A 16,392-nucleotide genomic window follows, 5' to 3' on the forward strand; every position below is an offset into this window, starting at 1 on the left:
GCGGACTCACAGCGTCCACGCTACACTAGCCCATCCCATGATTGACATTTCGCACTACGAAGCTTGGTTCATCACCGGGAGCCAGCACCTGTACGGTCCTGAAACGCTGGCGCAAGTAGCTCAGCATTCCCAGGAAATTGCCGCCGAATTGGGCACCAAACTGCCCATCAACATCGTGTACAAGCCGGTGCTCACCGGTCCGCAGGAGATTTATAAGCTCATGCAGGAGGCTAACACCACGGAAAACTGCGTGGGCCTGATTGCCTGGATGCACACCTTTTCGCCGGCCAAGATGTGGATTAACGGCCTGAAAATCCTGCAAAAGCCACTGGCCCACCTGCATACGCAGTTCAACCGCGATATTCCGTGGGCTGCTATCGACATGGACTTTATGAACACCAACCAGTCGGCGCACGGCGACCGCGAGTTTGGGTTCATCGGCACGCGTATGCGCCTGAGTCACAAGGTAATAGTGGGCCATTGGCAAAGCGCCGACGTGCACGAGCGCCTCAGCATCTGGAGCCGGGTGGCCTGCGCCTGGGCCGACTGGCAGGGCGCGAAGTTCGTGCGCTTCGGCGACAACATGCGCTACGTAGCCGTAACGGAAGGCGACAAAGTCGAGGCCGAAATCAAGTTTGGCTACGAGGTGAATACCTACGGCATCGGCGACCTGGTGGCCGAGGTAAACGCCGTGACCGACGCGCAGGTGGACGAGCTGCTCGAAGTATATGAAAAAGAATATCAGCTGGCCGAAGCGCTAAGAGCCGGCGGGGCGCAGCGCGCGCGTCTGCGCGACGCCGCCCGCATCGAGCTGGGCCTGCGCAAGTTCCTGGCCGACCGCCAGGCCAAGGGCTTTACCGATACGTTCGAGGACTTGCACGGCCTGAAGCAGCTGCCCGGCATTGCCACCCAGCGCCTGATGGCCGAGGGCTACGGCTTCGGCGCCGAGGGCGACTGGAAAACGGCGGCGCTGGTGCGGGCCATGAAAGTAATGGGGGCCGGTTTGCCCGGCGGCAACTCGTTTATGGAGGATTATACCTACCATTTGGAGCCCGGCAACGAGCAGGTACTTGGCTCGCACATGCTCGAAATCTGCCCCAGCATTGCTGCCGGCCAGGTGCGCGCCGAGGTGCATCCGCTGGGCATCGGCGGCAAGCAAGACCCGGTGCGCCTGGTGTTCAGCTGCCCGGCCGGGCCGGCCCTGAACGCAACGATTATCGACCTGGGCAACCGCTTTCGCTTGGTTGTGAATGAGGTAGAGGCAGTGCTGCCGGAACATGACCTGCCCAGACTGCCCGTGGCCCGCGTACTCTGGAAGGTAAAGCCCGACCTGGCTACCGGCGCGGCGGCCTGGATTCTGGCGGGCGGCGCCCATCACACCGGCTACAGCCAGAACCTGACTGCCGAATATCTCGAAGACTTTGCCGAGATGGCCGGCATCGAGTTCGTCATTATCGACGCGGCTACCAGGCTGCGGACGTTTAAGAACGAGCTGCGCTATAATGAGGTAGCTTTTAGAAGCTAGCCCGACCCCGCTTTGCCGGCTGGTGAAGTAGCGTGGACTTTTAGTCCGCGAGTTGCTATGCTTAACACTCGCGGACTAAAAGTCCACGCTACTTGCCCGGCCTTACCCCGATTCCGAAATCGCTTTAGTGAAATGGTGGGGTGGTAAGATTCAGGTTTATAAGTAGATGTGAGTTATATATTATAATATTTATATTTTATTATACTGTAATGCCGGGCGACTAAGGTGGCGCTATAGCGGCACGGTAGCTGCGGGTTGGGTTGCTGCTTCGGGCTCAGCTTTGAGCAGCGCCGCCAGCACGCCGATACCCAGGGCCACAACTGCCACGCAGCCTAGGGCCACGCGCAGCGTAAAGAGCTGGGCCAGAAAGCCAATCAGAGGCGGCCCGAGCAGAAAGCCCAGGAAGCCGATAGTGGAAACCAGGGCCAGCGCCACGCCCGGCGATACGCTGGTGGCCCGCCCGGCGGCGCTGTACGAAAGCGGTACCACCGAGGCAATACCGAAGCCAATCAGTAGAAAGCCGCTTACGGCGGGTAGCAGATAGGGTAGGGCTACGGCCAGCGTTAAGCCGCTAACAATGAGTCCGCTGCTGATTTGCAGCATCCGCACCGTGCCGAAGCGGTGGGTAAAATAATCGGAGAGAAAGCGGCCCAGCGCCATGGTACTCATGCAGGCCACGTAGCCGGCCGTTACCAGCGTAGGGTCGGGGCGCACTACTTTCTGAAAGTATACGCCGGCCCAGTCAAACATCGCGCCCTCGCTCATCATGCCGCAGAAGGCAATCAGGCCGATGCGCAGCAGGTAGGGGTCGGGCCGGCGCAGCGAGAGGCCGCTCGTTGCTTCGCCGCCCACGTCGGCGCGCAGGGTATAGCCGAAGGCTGACGCGGCCAGCAGCAGGCACAGCACCAGCACCAGTAAAAAGTGGTGCAGCGGCGACTGGTGCCAGCCGATAAGCACCGTGCCCAGCGCCCCACCCAGAAACCCCGCCAAGCTCCAGAGCCCGTGAAACGAACCCATGATGGGCTTGCCGTAAAACTGCTGCATGCCGATAGCCTGGGTATTCACCGCAATATTGAGCAGGTTGCCGGCCAGGCCAAACAAAGCCAGCGCCGGGGCCAGCGTCCAGAAGCTGCCAGCCCAGCCCAGCAGCGGCAGAAAGCCCGCGTAGAGCACCGAGGCCAGCAGCACGGTACGTCGGCTGCCCCAGGTGTGCACCAGCCACCCCGCCAGCGGCAGCGAAGCCAGCGACCCCGCCGGAATCGCCAGCAGCAGCTGTCCCAGCTGCCCGGAGTTCAGCCCCAGCCGGGCGCTGATATCGGGAATGCGCGAGGCCCAGCTCGCAAAGCACAGGCCGGGCAAGAAAAAGAAGGCGCTCACCGCCAACCGGCTCTTGGTAGTTGCCGTCATAAACCTACTGCTACTCAATGCTAAAGTCCCGAGTTATCCGTGCCAGCCGGCCCTGCAGCGCAGCAGAACGTCAGGCTGGCGCAGATTTCCGGTCCGGGTGCAGCTTGGCTGGTGCGGGCTGCCGGGGTTGAGCCGATTGTGCGCTCGTCGAAAGAACGAGCGGCGCGAACTTCGAGCGGACAGCCGGCCCTAGCCGGCAGCCCGCCCGGTACGCGAAGTTGTTTACTGTGATAAGCAGGCTGACTACGCCGACTGCTTGGCAGCAGCTACCGCCGCCTGGCGTTTTTTCTCCACCGAGTCAATCAGCTTGCCGAAGGGCTCGATGAACTTCTGCACGCCTTCCTTCTCCAGCTGAGCGGTTTGCGCGTCGAGGTCGATGCCCACCTTGGGCAGGTCACGCAGCACCTGCTGCGCTTTAGCGAGGCCTTGTTCGAGGCGGTCGGCGGGGTGGCCTTTCTGCTTGAAAATGTCCATTGTCTCCACCGGAATCGTGTTTACGGTTTTTGGCCCGATGAGATTCTCGACGTATTTCAGGTCGTCGTACTTGGGGTTTTTGTTGCCGGTGCTGGCCCACAGCAGGCGCTGTGTGTGAGCACCTTTGACGGCCAGCGCTTCCCAGCGCGCCCCGGCAAAAATCCCTTTGTACAGCTGGTAAGCTTCCTTAGCGCTTGCTAAGGCCACTTCGCCCACCAGCGACTGCGCCAGCTGTCCTTTCTCGCCGCCCTCGGCCGCCATTTTTTCCAGCTGCGGGTCAATCAGCACATCAATGCGGCTCAGGAAGAAGCTGGCTACCGAATCGATACTGGCCAGTGACTGCCCGGCTTTGGCGCGGTCTTCCAGGCCCGAGATAAACGCCTCGGCTACGGCCTTGTAGCGGTCCAGCCCAAAAATCAGCGTCACGTTTACGTTAATGCCCTCCGAAATAAGCTGGCGAATGGCCGGCAGGCCTTCCAGCGTAGCGGGCACTTTTATCATCACGTTGGGCCGGCTCACATCTTTCCATAGCTGGCGGCCTTCGGCAATAGTGCCGGCGGTGTCGTGGGCCAGCTTGGGCGATACTTCCAGGCTCACGTAGCCATCGCTGGAGTTGTCGTGGCTGTCATAGAGCGGCCGAAACAGGTCGCAGGCCGCCTGCACGTCGGCCACGGCCAGGCCCACGTAGATTTCTTCGGCCGACTTACCCTGCCGGGCCTGCGCCGCGATGGTGTCGTCGTAATCGGCCGAGCCGCCGATGGCTTTTTCAAAGATGGCGGGGTTCGACGTCACGCCGCGCAGGGCATCTTCGTCGATACGCTTTTTCAACTCGCCGTTAGTCAGTACTTTACGGCTAATGAAGTCGAGCCACAGGCTTTGGTCGAGGCGGCGGATATCAACAAGTGGGTTCATGGCAGAAGGAGGATAGTAGGAAGACAATGGCGGCCAGGGGCGGGCCGGCCGGGGTTAGTACGCAAAGAAACGGGCAAGCGACGCATACAGTACCGCCACGCAGGTTATTTCTTCGGGAAGCAGCCGCCAAACCAGCTTAGTTTTGCGCGATTGCCCGGCGGCTGGTTGTCAGGGCCGGCCCGCCAGCTCCTCTATGAGTTCTGCTAAAAAGAAATCTTCTCCCCCCATACCGCCCGCCGTGTCGATGGCCGACCTGGCTCGCGAGCTGGGCGTATCGATGACCACCGTTTCGCGGGCGCTGAGCGACCACCACAGCATCGGGGCCGCCACCAAGGAGCGCGTGCGGCAGCTGGCCCAAAAGCTCAACTATCAGCCCAACCACCTGGCCGCTGCCCTGCGCAAAGGCCAGAGCCGCCTGCTGGGCGTAGTGGTGCCCTACATCGAGGGCAAGTTCTTTCCGTCGGTTATTCAGGGTATCGAGCAGGCGGCCAGCAAGGCCGGCTTTAGCGTTATCGTGTGCCAGTCGCACGAAGAGGTACTACTGGAGCGCCGCAACGTCGAGACCCTGCTCAGCGCCCAGGTGGCCGGCGTACTCGTGTCGCTGGCCCGCAACACCCTCGACTACCAGCACTTCGATAAAGTGCGCAGCCGGGGTATTCCGCTGGTATTTTTTGACCGCACGCCCGCTGCCGGCCCCGTTAATGCAGTGGTGCTCAACGACCACGCGGGGGCTTTTCAGGCTACCAGCCATTTGCTGGCCCAGGGCTGCCGCCGCATTGCGCACCTGACAGGTCCGCCGCACCTCACTATTTACCAGCACCGCCGCCAGGGCTACCTCGACGCGCTGGCGGCCTACGGTATCGCCCCCGACGAGGCCCTGCTACTCACCTCCGATATGAGCACTGAGGCCGGGGCCCAGGCCACGCGCCAGCTGCTGACCCTGGCCACTCCCATCGACGCCGTATTCGCGGCCGGCGACTCGGCTATTCTGGGGGCGCTCCAGGTTTTAAAGGCTCAGCGCATCCGCGTGCCGCAGGCTGTTGCCCTGGCCGGCTTCAGCAACGAGCTCTTTACTACTATTACCGAGCCACAGCTTACGTCCGTCGACCAGCGCTGTGAGGCGATGGGCGCAGCCGCCGTGCGGTTGTTTCTGGAGCTGGCCGCCGCGCCCCATGCGCCGCTTGCCCCGCGCCAGGTGGTGCTGGAGCCCGAGCTGTTTGTGCGGGAGTCGTCGCAGCGGGGGCAAGGCGCTGAAGGCCCGGCCAAGCTTGCTTCGATATAAGACGGCGGGTTTGTTGCGCCGCGAGTTTAGCGTAGGGTAACTCTGGTAAATATTCGAAATAAGCTATGTATCCTGTGGAGCGACTCCGGCGGTGCAGCCCCGCCTTGCCGCTGGCGCGGCAGTGGAGGTACAACCTCCACGCAAAGCCAGTCACGAGTTACGGCTTCGCCTAAACTCGCGCCAGCTGGGGGGCAAATTCAAAGCAACACTAAACCCGCACCAGTTATTAAAACGCGAATGTTCAATGATTACATACTTCTCTTATAAAAGAATAAGCTTCGGAATAGCCAAGCTCGCCCGACTTACTCATACTTAGACAAGCTTCTTTGTGTTGCCCAAGTCTGTTGTAACAGATTCCCAAATTGTAGTAGTAAACTTTTTGGTCAAAAGTGGTGTCGTTCTCAGGGTAATAAGAAATAGCTTGTTGCCAATCCTTAATTGCACCATAGAAATCACCTTTTGTAAATTTTAACTGTGCTCGAGTATCTAGCGTTCTTGGTAAAAAATCAAGTTTCAGAAAAGTTAAATACATGGCTAAGTGTAGACATCTCTTACTTTTATCAGCTTTAAAATCGGCTGTTGAGCATTCCTTAAAATCTGATAAGTAAGAGTTCAGGAGAGAGTAATAAAAGCTAACTTTCTCAATGCTTCCGCTACCTAAAAAATCTTGCCTACAGGATTTGATTAAGTAAAACGCACTGTCAGAGTAATTAGCACTTTTGAATTGACTGTATTTGCTTTCGATAAACTGAGCATTAGCGCTAAATTGTAAATTCGCAAAAAGCGCAATCAGAAAAAATTTAGTCATTCAATTTTCAGACTTATAGAGAATCAATACTAGACATTACCCCACCCCCAACCGATTCCGCCGCCACGCCGAAGCCGGCGCGCCGCCCGATTCTCCCGTGGCCATCGGGCTGGCCGGCTGCTTCTCGCTTATGAGCATGGCCACCAGCGCGGCGGCTACCCGGGCGGTGCCTTCGTCGGGCGTGGTCGGAGCCAGCACGGCGGGGCTAAAGTGGTCGCGCACAAAATTCGTGTCGAAGTTGCCGCTCACGAAGGCCGGGTGCTTCAGCACAAAAGTGCCGAAGGGCAGCGTGGTTTCGATGCCCGTAATCTGGTACTCGGCAATGGCGCGCAGCATCCGGGCAATGGCATCCTCGCGGGTGGCACCGTAGGCTACCAGCTTGGCAATCATGGGGTCGTAGTAAATCGGGATATCCATGCCCTGCTCGAAGCCATCATCGACGCGCACGCCGGGGCCCTGGGGGCGCACGTAGGTGGCTAGCCGTCCGATGTCGGGCAGGAAGTTGTTTTGCGGGTCTTCGGCGTACACGCGCAGCTCCAGGGCGTGGCCGTTGATGGTCAGGTCTTCCTGGCGGAAGGGCAGGGGCTGGCCCTCCGCAACCCGAATCTGCTCCTTTACCAAATCGAGGCCGGTAATCATTTCCGTAACCGGGTGCTCGACTTGCAGGCGGGTGTTCATTTCGAGGAAGTAGAAGCGGTGCTGGTCGTCGAGCAGAAACTCCACGGTGCCGGCGCCCGCGTACTGGCAGGCGCGGGCCACGTCTACGGCGCAACGGCCCATCTCGGCGCGTAGCGCGGGCGTGAGCACCGACGAGGGCGCTTCCTCAATTACTTTCTGGTGGCGGCGCTGAATCGAGCACTCGCGCTCAAACAGGTGCACGATATTGCCGTGCTCGTCGCCTAATATCTGGATTTCTATATGTCTGGGGCCGGTCACGAACTTCTCGATAAACACTGCCCCGTCGCCAAACGCCGAGGTGGCCTCGCTCACGGCCAGCTGCATCTGCTCCTCAAACTCCTCCACGTTGTGCACCAAGCGCATGCCCTTGCCGCCGCCGCCGGCCGAAGCCTTAATTAGAATCGGAAAGCCGACTTCCCGGGCAATGCGCTTGGCCGCCTCCACGTCGGAAATAGCCTCGTCGGTGCCCGGCACCAGCGGAATGTTGTAGGTTTTGACTGTTTGTTTGGCCGAGAGCTTGTCGCCCATCAGCTCCATCGCTTCGGGCGAGGGGCCCACAAAAATCAGCTCCGCTTCGCGCACGGCGCGGGCAAAGCCGGCATTCTCGGAGAGGAAGCCGTAGCCGGGGTGAATGGCATCGACGCCCAGCTCTTTGCAAATCTCAATAATTTTATCGCCCCGCAAGTAGCTCTGGGCCGAAGCCGGCGGGCCGACGCACACGGCCTCGTCGGCGTAGCGCACGTGGGGCGAGAGGCGGTCGGCCTCCGAATAGATGGCCACCGTGGCGATACCCATTTCTTTGGCCGAGCGCAGCACACGCAGGGCAATCTCGCCGCGATTGGCAACCAGGAGCTTAGCTATTTTTTTCATGCGGGGTTGGAGAGTAGCGCGGCCTTTTAGTCCGCGACAGCAAAGGTCAGCGCAAGCACTCGCTGACTGAATGTCCGCGCTACTGCGCCACAAAGAAAACCTTAAACCGCCGGCCCGGTACTAAAGAGGCCGCCCGCCGCCCGTCGTTACGCCCAAATTATGTACAAAAGCTGAGCGCGGCCTATCTTTGTCGTTTAACAGTTCTTGCAGCGCGGGCCATTTGGGTTCGCTTACTTCGCTCTCATAACTTATTCCCCAAGTTTTTCAGTGGATATTTTCGACCGCGTTTCGGCCAACCGGGGCCCGCTGGGTTCGCACTCCCATTATGCCCACGGCTACTTCACGTTTCCCAAGCTCGAAGGCGAGATTAACCCCCGGATGCTGTTTCGGGGGAAGGAAGTATTGACCTGGAGCCTGAACAACTACCTCGGCCTGGCCAACCATCCCGAAGTGCGGCAGGCCGATGCCGACGGGGCTGCGCACTACGGCATGGCCTACCCCATGGGCGCGCGGATTATGAGCGGCAACTCGACCCTGCACGAGCAGCTGGAAAATGAGCTGGCCGATTTCGTGCACAAGCCCGCCGCGCTGCTGCTTAACTTCGGCTATCAGGGCGTGGTAAGTATTATCGACGCGCTGGTAAGCCGCCACGACGCCATTGTGTACGACGCCGAGTCGCACGCCTGCATCATCGACGGCGTGCGCCTGCACCAGGGCAAGCGCTTCGTGTTTCCGCACAACGATATCGAGAGCCTCGAAAAGCAGCTGGAGCGCGCCAAGCGCCTCACCGACGAAACCGGCGGCGGCATCCTCGTCATTACCGAAGGCATGTTTGGCATGTCGGGCAACCTCGGCAAGCTGCGCGAAATCGTGAAGCTGAAGGAGAAATACAGCTTCCGGTTATTTGTCGACGATGCCCACGGCTTCGGCACGCTGGGGCCACCGGGGCCGGCACAGCCGAGCATTTGGGCGTTACGGAGGGCGTAGACCTGATTTTTTACACCTTCGCCAAGAGCATGGCCAGCATCGGCGCGTTCGTAGCGGGCCAGGAGGCAGTTATTGAATATTTGCGCTACAACATGCGCAGCCAGATTTTTGCCAAATCCCTGCCGATGGCCCTCGTCATCGGGGCCCTGAAGCGCCTGGAGCTAATTCGCAACCACCCCGAGTACCGCGAAAACCTCTGGACTATCGTGCGGGCCCTGCAAAGCGGCCTGCGCGAGAAAGGCTTCAACATCGGCACCACCGAGTCGCCGGTAACGCCCGTCTTCCTCAACGGCCAAATCCCCGACGCCACGGCCCTAACCTTCGATTTACGTGAGAATCACGGGGTTTTCTGCTCTATTGTAGTGTATCCGGTAGTACCCAAGGGCGTTATTATGCTGCGCCTCATCCCCACGGCGGTACATACGCTCGAAGATGTGCGCCAGACCATTGCGGCCTTCGAAGCCATTGCCACCAAGCTCGACAAAGGGCTCTACAGCAAGCAGCCCGCTACTGCCTAAAACAGTGGTAACTAGCTCGCTAAACTGCTGCGCGCCGGCTGCCCTTACGGGTGGCCGGCGCGCCTTTTTTTGTACAATTCCAAGTCGTTTGGTGGACCGCTGGCGGGTTTTCAGGCCATTCTGAAGGAAAAAAGGCCTCTACGAAGCCGGAAATGGGGTTTTGAAAAAAACCTGGAAAAGTTGCTCGCGTAGAAACTCCCTGTATATTAGGGCCGCGTAAGCACAATTCCCTTTCTCACCCATTACCAACCAACTTTCATGGCTAACCCTTTCAATAAAATCAAAGACCTGATTCACTCGCTGGAAGACGACTTCGAAAAGTCGTATGACAAGAATAACGCGGCGGCTGGTACCCGCGTGCGCAAAGGCATGCAGGACCTCAAGAACCACGCCCAGGCCATCCGCCTGGAAGTGCAGAACATGAAGAACTCGTCGAAAGACGGCGCGGCTGCTCCGGCTGCCAAGGCTGCTCCGGCCGCTAAGAAAGCTGCTCCGGCTGCTGCTAAAAAGGCAGCTCCCGCTGCGAAAAAGAAGTAAGTCCGGACCACAGATTCATCCGGATTTGCCGGATTAATCGAATTTTGTGGACGGATGGTAACAAAAAAGCCTCGCTGGTCAGCGGGGCTTTTTTGTTACCTGGCATTAATCATTTAGTATATATTAAAAAGTAATTAACTGCTTGCTTTTAGCAGGTAGTGCTTTCTGCCTTTCTTGACTACCAGGTACTTGCCCAGCAGCAGCGGCAGCTCGGCGGCGGGCTGCTGGGGTTGCTTACTTTTTGGCCGTTGAGGCTGAGGCCGCCGTTCAGCACCATTTTGCGGGCTTCACCTTTGGACGGAAATACCTGCCCGCCGGTGGTATCGCTGAGCAGCGTGACAACGTCGGTTTCGGCCAGCTGCGCGGGCGTGATGGGTAGCTGCGGCTCGCCGGCAAATACATCGAGCAGGGTCGCCTCATCGAGCGCGGCCAGGTCGCCGCCCCCGAACAGCACCTGCGAAGCCGCTACGGCCGCTTCGTAAGCCGCTTCGGAGTGCACCCGGATGGTTACTTCCCGGGCCAGCGCCTTTTGCAGGGTGCGCAGGTGCGGCGCCTGGGTATGCTCGGCTTCCAGGGCTTCGATTTCGGCCTGGCCGAGCAGCGTAAACACGCGGATGAGGCGTGGGGCATCTTCGTCTTTGCTGTTGAGAAAAAACTGGTAGAACTGGTAGGGCGACGTCAGGGCCGGGTCGAGCCACACGGTGCCGGTTTCACTTTTGCCGTACTTGGTGCCGTCGGCTTTGGTGATGAGCTGGCCGGTGAGGGCGTAGGCTTTGCCCTGGCCGTCGGTGAGGCGGCGAATGAGCTCGGTGCCGGTGGTGATGTTGCCCCACTGGTCGCTGGCGCCCATTTGCAGGGTGCAGCCCAGGTTCTGATAGAGGTGGAAAAAGTCGTAGCCCTGCAGCAGCTGGTAGCTGAACTCGGTGTAGCTGATGCCTTCGGAGCCCCCGGTGCCAGCCCCATCCTCGCTGCCGCCGATGCGCCGCTTCACCGAGTCTTTGGCCATCATGTAGTTCACGGTAAGGTGCTTGCCCACGTCGCGTAGAAACTGCAAAAAGCCGAAGTTCTTGAACCAGTCGTAGTTATTGACGAGCACCGCGCCGGTGGGCGAGTCGTTGAACTCCAGGAATTTTTCGAGCTGCGCCCGAATACCCGCCTGGTTGGCGCGCAGGGTGGTTTCGTCGAGCAGATTGCGCTCGGCGCTTTTGCCGCTGGGGTCGCCAATCATGCCGGTAGCGCCGCCCACCAGCGCCACCGGGCGGTGGCCGGCGCGCTGCAGGTGCACGAGCAGCATAATGGTGGCCAGATTGCCGATGTGCAGCGAGGCCGCCGTGGGGTCGAAGCCGATGTAGCCCGATACGGGCGCGGCGCTGGCCAGGTGCTCGGCGGTGCCGGGCATGGCATCATGGTACATGCCGCGCCACTTCAATTCTTCAATTAACATTTATCAATTAACAGTTAACAGTTGCCTGTTTGCCCTCGGTGGAGCGGTAGAATCGCAGCAAAGTTAGCCAACGAGTAACTTCGCCTGATTCGGCTGGCTCGTGCCCGCTAATTGTTAACTGTTAATTGCTACTTGTTACTTGATACAGGACGCCGACGCCATTCTTAAAGCCGTGCAGCAGCGGCAGTTTCAGCCGGTGTATTTTTTGCAGGGCGAGGAGCCGTATTTTATTGATACGGTGGCTGATGCGCTCGAAAGCTCGGTATTGCCCGAAAGTGAGCGCAGCTTCAACCAAACGGTGCTCTATGGCAAGGACACCGACGCGGCGGGCATTCTGGGCCAGGCCAAGCGCTTCCCGATGATGAGCGATTACTCGGTCGTGATTGTGAAGGAAGCGCAGGCCGTGGCCGATTTGGAAAGCGAAAAAGCCTGGCCTTTTCTCGAAGCCTACCTCAAAAACCCGCTGGCCAGCACCGTGCTCGTGCTCTGCTACAAGCACAAAACCCTCGACTCACGCAAGAAGCTCGGCAAGCTGCTGGCCGGCAAAGACGCGCCCGGCGCGGTGCTGATGACCAGCAAGAAGCTCTACGACAGCCAGGTGCCGCAGTGGCTGACCGGCTACGTACGCTCGCGCAAGCAGCAGATTTCGGGCGGCGCCACCGCGCTGCTGGCCGAGTACATCGGCGCCGACCTGGGCCGGCTGGCCAACGAGGTAAACAAGCTGCTGCTCAACGTAAAAGCCGGCCAGGCCATCGACGAAGACCTGGTGCAGCGCATGGTAGGGATAAGTAAAGAATATAATATATTTGAGCTGCAGCGGGCCCTGGTGCAGCGCGACGTGCTGAAAGCCAATCGTATCCTGACGCACTTCGCCGCTAATCCCAAGGCTAACCCGCTCATTCCCAACCTCACGCTGCTGTTTAACTTCTTCACGCGCCTGCTCATGCTGCACCAGGCCGGCCCGAACCCATCGGACGCCGACTTGCAGAAAATGGGCATCAACAAGTTTGCCCAGAAAGAGTATCAGCTGGCCCAGCGGCAGTTCAGCCCCGAGCGCACCATCGACCTGATTCACCTTATTCGAAGGGCCGACGCCCAGAGCAAGGGTATTGAGAGCGGCAGCATGGACGAGGGCGAAATCCTGCGCGAGCTGGTGTGGCTGATACTGCACCCGGTGCCGGCGGCGGCCGTGGGGTAACGTGAGCCGGGTAAATAAGCTCTACCTTAACTACCTGGCGGTAAACGTCGTAAGCGCTGGTTTGTCCATTAGTTCATCAGCATGAAAAAGAACCAGCCTTCAGACAATACCGCCGCCACGCCGCGGCCCAAACGCCCGGTGGCCCAGGGCTCCGTGGGCGGAGTGCGCGGCCAGCTGCCGACTACTGTAAAGAAAACCAGCACTGTCGGGAAAATAGTGGGTGGGGCGTTGCTGGCAGTAGGCGTAGCTTTGGTGGCCCGCCGCAGGAAAAGCGTGCCGGCCACTGACCAGGGCGCTACGCTCGACGAGCTGCTGTACTTTGTCAACGACCGTATCGAGGGCTACCAGCGGGCCGTGGCAGAAAGCCACGATGCCGAGCTGCGAGGCTACTACAAGCAGCTGGCCAGCCAGAGCCAGCAGTTTGCTACCGACCTGAACACCTACCTGACCCGCGAAGGCGGCAAGCGCGAAACCAGCACGACCCTCAAGGGCAAGCTCTACCGCGCCTGGATGGATGCCAAGGCCGTCGTCACGGCCCGCGATGAAAAGAGCATCCTCAGCTCAAATATCTACGGCGAGGAATGGGCCCTGAAAGCCTACCAGGAAGCCCTGGCCGAGCGCACGCTTACCGGGCTCCTGCGCCAGGCCGTGGAGCGCCAGTATGCGCTGTCGCAACACACGTATGACCGGCTCAAAAAATTGAAGGCCAAGCAGGAGTAGCCGGAATCTCCCTGGCGGTAGTGGGCAACGCAGGTCGTCCCTTAATCGTAAGAAGGCTCTCCATCTTAAACCTGATTTCACGCATGAGCGATAACCAACCGAGCGGCACCCTGGGCGGCATGATTGCCAGCCTGTTTGGCCGGAGAAATAATGACGACGCTGCTACTGGCGGCCTCACCTCTACGCATAAAGTACTCGGCGGCGCCATTCTGGCCGCCGGCGCAGCCTACCTCTACAAGCGCGCCAAAGCGGGCAGCCTCAACGTGCCGGGGGTGAGCAAGTAGTCTCCGCAAACACCACGATAAACACAAAAAGCCCCCGGCAATCACATTGCCGGGGCTTTTTGTGTTTCTTGGGAAAGAGCTTATTGCGGCCGGCTTTTCAGGCGCACGGCTCGGAACTCGGAGCCGGCTTTCCACTGCGGGAAGGTAGTTTCGCTGGCCAGCTGCTGGCCGATACTGAAGAGCAGGCGCGCATCCTGCGCCGCGCCGCGCAGGTCCCACTTGGGGTTAAACTGGTCGGAGGGCTGGTGGTAGTTTTTGGCCTCAAACTCTTCCCGCTGTTGCTCGGCAAAAGCCTTGCCGTGCAGGCGGCTGTCAAACGAGCCGCTGGCGTAGAGCGCCGGCACGCCCACCTTGGCAAAGCTGAAGTGGTCGGAGCGGTAGAAGCTGCCGGTTTCGGGGTGCTGGTAGGGGATGACGTAGCGATTCTGCTCCTTGGCAGCGGTGCGGGCGTAGTCGTCGAGGTCCGACTGCCCGTAGCCGGTAATGGTCACGTCGCGCATCGGCCCAAAGGCCAGCAGCTCATCCATATTGATGTCGGCCACCGTGTTTTTGAGCGGGAAGATGGGATGCTGGGCGTAGTAGTCCGAGCCCAGCAGTCCCTGCTCTTCGCCGGTCACGGCCAGAAACACGATGCTGCGGCCGGGCTTCTGCTTGGCCTGCACGAAGCCGTTGGCAATGGCCAGCAAACCCGCGCAGCCGCTGGCGTTGTCGAGCGCCCCGTTGTAAATCGAGTCGCCGGCTACGGCTGGCCCGATGCCGAGGTGGTCCCAGTGCGCCGAGTAGATGATGTACTCGTTGGGCCGGCTGGTGCCGGGCAGCATAGCCACCACGTTTTTGGATGTTTTATACGTGATTTTATTGTGCAGCGTAGTGGTCAGGCTCAGGCCCAGGTCTTTTCCCTTAAAGCCAGGCTTGTTGGCGGCGGCGTACAGGTCGTCATACTTCAGGCCAGCGGCGGTGAATAGCTGCTTGGCCGCATCGAGGGTTATCCAACCTTCGAGGGCCACTTTGCTGGCGCCGTGGTCGGGCGTCTGGGGGTGCAGCTTGGCCCCGCCGTTGCTGCTTTGCACCACCGTCCAGGGGTAGGAGGCGGGTTTGGTGTCGTGGATGATAACCAGGCCGGTAGCGCCGTGGCGGGCCGCCACCTCGTATTTGTACATCCAGCGGCCGTAGTAGGTCATTTCCTTGCCCTTGAACAGGGTAGTGTCGGTGCCCGCGTTGCCGGGGTCGTTGATGAGCACCACCACTGTTTTACCCTTCACATCGAGGCCGGCGTAGTCGTCCCACTTGTACTCGGGGCCGTTACGCCGTAGCCGGCAAATACCAGCGGCGAGCTTTTGATTTCGACCGTCGGCTTCTCGCGCTCGGTCAGAAACATATAGTCTTTACGATATTTAAGCGTCAGGCTTTTGCCTTTGCCCGCAATGGTAGCCGTAGAGTCGGGCTTGCCGGCAATCTCGACCAGCGGCACCGGCTGAAAGTAGCTGCCGTTGTTGCCGGGTTTCAGCCCCAGCTTCTTAAACTCGCCGGCCAGGTAGCTCGTGGCTTTTTCCTCGCCCGCCGTAAACGGCCGTCGGCCCTGGTACTCATCCGAAGCCAGCACCTTGATGTGCTGGGCAATGAGAGCAGGCGTGATGCCGTCGTTGGGCGTGGGCACGCTGGCCGTGTCGGTGGGGGCCGCCTCGGTGGGCTTGCCGTTGGTAGCGGTTTCGGTGGAGGTAGTAGAGTTGCTTTGGCAACTGGCCAGCAAGAGGCCGGCCGCGACGGGAAGCAGCCAGGGGCGAAGGGTAGGAAGGGGCATTGAAGAAAGTGTGGTTAAAAGTGTCGGCAGCAAGCCCCTGCCGCAGTAGGCGGCTGGCTACCCGCTGCTATCAGCAGCGGTTGCGAAGGTAGGGCGGGCCAGCACGTTGGCACTAGCTCTCGGGTGACTTTTTAAGTGCGCTGCTTAGCAGGAGCTAAGCAGCGGCTCGCAACCCAGCCAAACAGTGTCCGCGCCACACCTGGGCGTGCTGAGTTGCTTTGTCCTAAAGTCAGATAGTATAGGCAGTTAACTTGTTGATGGTCATTTTATTGATTATGGCTTTGGGTAATTAAACCTGCTTGGCTAACATCTGATTGCGGCAAAGATGGAGTTGCTGCCCACTAACTATGCCTGCTACCTTCGGCGCCTACTTCACTCCTAACCGTCCATGTCACCTGCTCCCGTTACCACCTCCCGTCCCTCCGCCGCCTTTATTGCCGCCTCGTGGTTTGCCCTGCTCGCAGGCATGGGCGGCTTCCTGATTGGCCTCTGGAACGCCGCGATGGCGCTCAACGAAAAAGGCTATTACTTCACCGTGCTCATGTTCGGGCTGTTTGCCGTTATCTCCCTGCAAAAAACCGTGCGCGACCAGCTGGAAAAAATCCCCGTTACGGGCCTCTACTACGGCCTGGCCTGGTTTGCCACGCTGCTGGCTATTCTGCTGCTAGCGGTCGGCCTCTGGAACGCCACGCTTACGCTCAGCGAAAAAGGCTTTTATGCGATGGCCTTTTTGCTCAGCCTGTTTGGAGCCATTGCCGTGCAGAAGAATACGCGCGATATGGGTTTGGTGCCGGGTGGCACGGGTGCGGTTGCTGATACGGAGTAAGTACTACTCAACTGGAACCCTCTCACTGCTTAATAGCCCGCTCGCACTCGCCAACCCTAGCAGAACAGCCTCACCGACTGCCCGTAGTAGCTTTAGCATACTCTTATTTCTCATTTCCGAG

General features: G+C 59.6%; 12 protein-coding genes and 3 pseudogenes. 8 read left to right on the forward strand and 7 right to left on the reverse strand.

Annotated elements, in window-relative coordinates:
- The first annotated feature begins 37 nt into the window (after window positions 1-37).
- A complete protein-coding gene (gene araA / locus GKZ67_RS07260) occupies window positions 38-1,525 on the forward strand; it encodes an L-arabinose isomerase (RefSeq protein WP_173241736.1) in 1,488 nt (495 codons plus the stop codon).
- 231 nt (window positions 1,526-1,756) lie between these two features.
- Here the strand turns inward: araA and GKZ67_RS07265 are convergent, their stop codons facing one another.
- Together GKZ67_RS07265 and tal are read right to left on the reverse strand one after the other, a co-directional pair.
- Window positions 1,757-2,932, reverse strand: a complete 1,176-nt coding sequence (locus GKZ67_RS07265; RefSeq protein WP_173241737.1) for an MFS transporter — start codon at window positions 2,930-2,932, stop codon at window positions 1,757-1,759.
- A 243-nt stretch (window positions 2,933-3,175) separates the two neighbouring features.
- Window positions 3,176-4,318: a transaldolase gene (gene tal, locus GKZ67_RS07270; protein ID WP_173241738.1), complete on the reverse strand. Its 1,143-nt coding sequence runs from the start codon at window positions 4,316-4,318 to the stop codon at window positions 3,176-3,178.
- A gap of 193 nt (window positions 4,319-4,511) precedes the next feature.
- Between tal and GKZ67_RS07275 the strand changes: the two genes are divergently transcribed.
- On the forward strand, window positions 4,512-5,600 hold the full coding sequence (locus tag GKZ67_RS07275; protein WP_173241739.1) for a LacI family DNA-binding transcriptional regulator: 1,089 nt from the start codon (window positions 4,512-4,514) through the stop codon (window positions 5,598-5,600).
- A gap of 241 nt (window positions 5,601-5,841) precedes the next feature.
- Here the strand turns inward: GKZ67_RS07275 and GKZ67_RS07280 are convergent, their stop codons facing one another.
- The gene (locus GKZ67_RS07280) at window positions 5,842-6,408 is read right to left on the reverse strand and encodes a hypothetical protein (RefSeq protein ID WP_173241740.1); all 567 of its coding nucleotides are present in this window, start codon (window positions 6,406-6,408) and stop codon (window positions 5,842-5,844) included.
- A 36-nt stretch (window positions 6,409-6,444) separates the two neighbouring features.
- Entirely contained in the window at window positions 6,445-7,956 is a 1,512-nt protein-coding gene (gene accC, locus GKZ67_RS07285) for an acetyl-CoA carboxylase biotin carboxylase subunit (RefSeq protein WP_173241741.1), read from the reverse strand.
- 267 nt (window positions 7,957-8,223) lie between these two features.
- On the opposite strand from accC, the pseudogene GKZ67_RS07290 reads away from it, so the two are divergent.
- A pseudogene (locus tag GKZ67_RS07290) lies at window positions 8,224-9,461 on the forward strand (aminotransferase class I/II-fold pyridoxal phosphate-dependent enzyme).
- Between the two features lie 258 nt (window positions 9,462-9,719).
- A pseudogene (locus GKZ67_RS24465) lies at window positions 9,720-9,896 on the forward strand (histone H1); the annotation flags it as partial.
- A 236-nt stretch (window positions 9,897-10,132) separates the two neighbouring features.
- Here GKZ67_RS24465 and tyrS read toward each other — a convergent pair.
- Window positions 10,133-11,442, reverse strand: a pseudogene (gene tyrS / locus GKZ67_RS07300) (tyrosine--tRNA ligase).
- A gap of 139 nt (window positions 11,443-11,581) precedes the next feature.
- Here tyrS and holA point away from each other — a divergent pair.
- The 3 genes from holA (at window position 11,582) to GKZ67_RS07315 (ending at window position 13,644) form a co-directional block, all read left to right on the forward strand.
- Entirely contained in the window at window positions 11,582-12,640 is a 1,059-nt protein-coding gene (gene holA / locus GKZ67_RS07305; RefSeq protein WP_173241742.1) for a DNA polymerase III subunit delta, read from the forward strand.
- Window positions 12,641-12,721: 81 nt separating this feature from the next.
- The gene (locus GKZ67_RS07310) at window positions 12,722-13,360 is read left to right on the forward strand and encodes a ferritin-like domain-containing protein (protein WP_173241743.1); all 639 of its coding nucleotides are present in this window, start codon (window positions 12,722-12,724) and stop codon (window positions 13,358-13,360) included.
- A gap of 83 nt (window positions 13,361-13,443) precedes the next feature.
- Window positions 13,444-13,644, forward strand: a complete 201-nt coding sequence (locus GKZ67_RS07315; protein WP_173241744.1) for a hypothetical protein — start codon at window positions 13,444-13,446, stop codon at window positions 13,642-13,644.
- Between the two features lie 80 nt (window positions 13,645-13,724).
- Here GKZ67_RS07315 and GKZ67_RS07320 read toward each other — a convergent pair whose 3' ends face one another.
- Together GKZ67_RS07320 and GKZ67_RS07325 are read right to left on the reverse strand one after the other, a co-directional pair.
- Window positions 13,725-14,906, reverse strand: a complete 1,182-nt coding sequence (locus tag GKZ67_RS07320) for a M28 family metallopeptidase (RefSeq protein ID WP_173241745.1) — start codon at window positions 14,904-14,906, stop codon at window positions 13,725-13,727.
- A complete protein-coding gene (locus tag GKZ67_RS07325; protein WP_173241746.1) occupies window positions 14,903-15,445 on the reverse strand; it encodes a hypothetical protein in 543 nt (180 codons plus the stop codon). The genes GKZ67_RS07320 and GKZ67_RS07325 overlap by 4 nt, the downstream gene beginning before the upstream one ends.
- A gap of 388 nt (window positions 15,446-15,833) precedes the next feature.
- On the opposite strand from GKZ67_RS07325, the gene yiaA reads away from it, so the two are divergent.
- Window positions 15,834-16,271, forward strand: a complete 438-nt coding sequence (gene yiaA, locus GKZ67_RS07330; RefSeq protein WP_173241747.1) for an inner membrane protein YiaA — start codon at window positions 15,834-15,836, stop codon at window positions 16,269-16,271.
- Window positions 16,272-16,392: the final 121 nt, after the last annotated feature.

This window comes from Hymenobacter sp. BRD67 (assembly GCF_013256425.1).
Lineage (GTDB): Bacteria > Bacteroidota > Bacteroidia > Cytophagales > Hymenobacteraceae > Hymenobacter.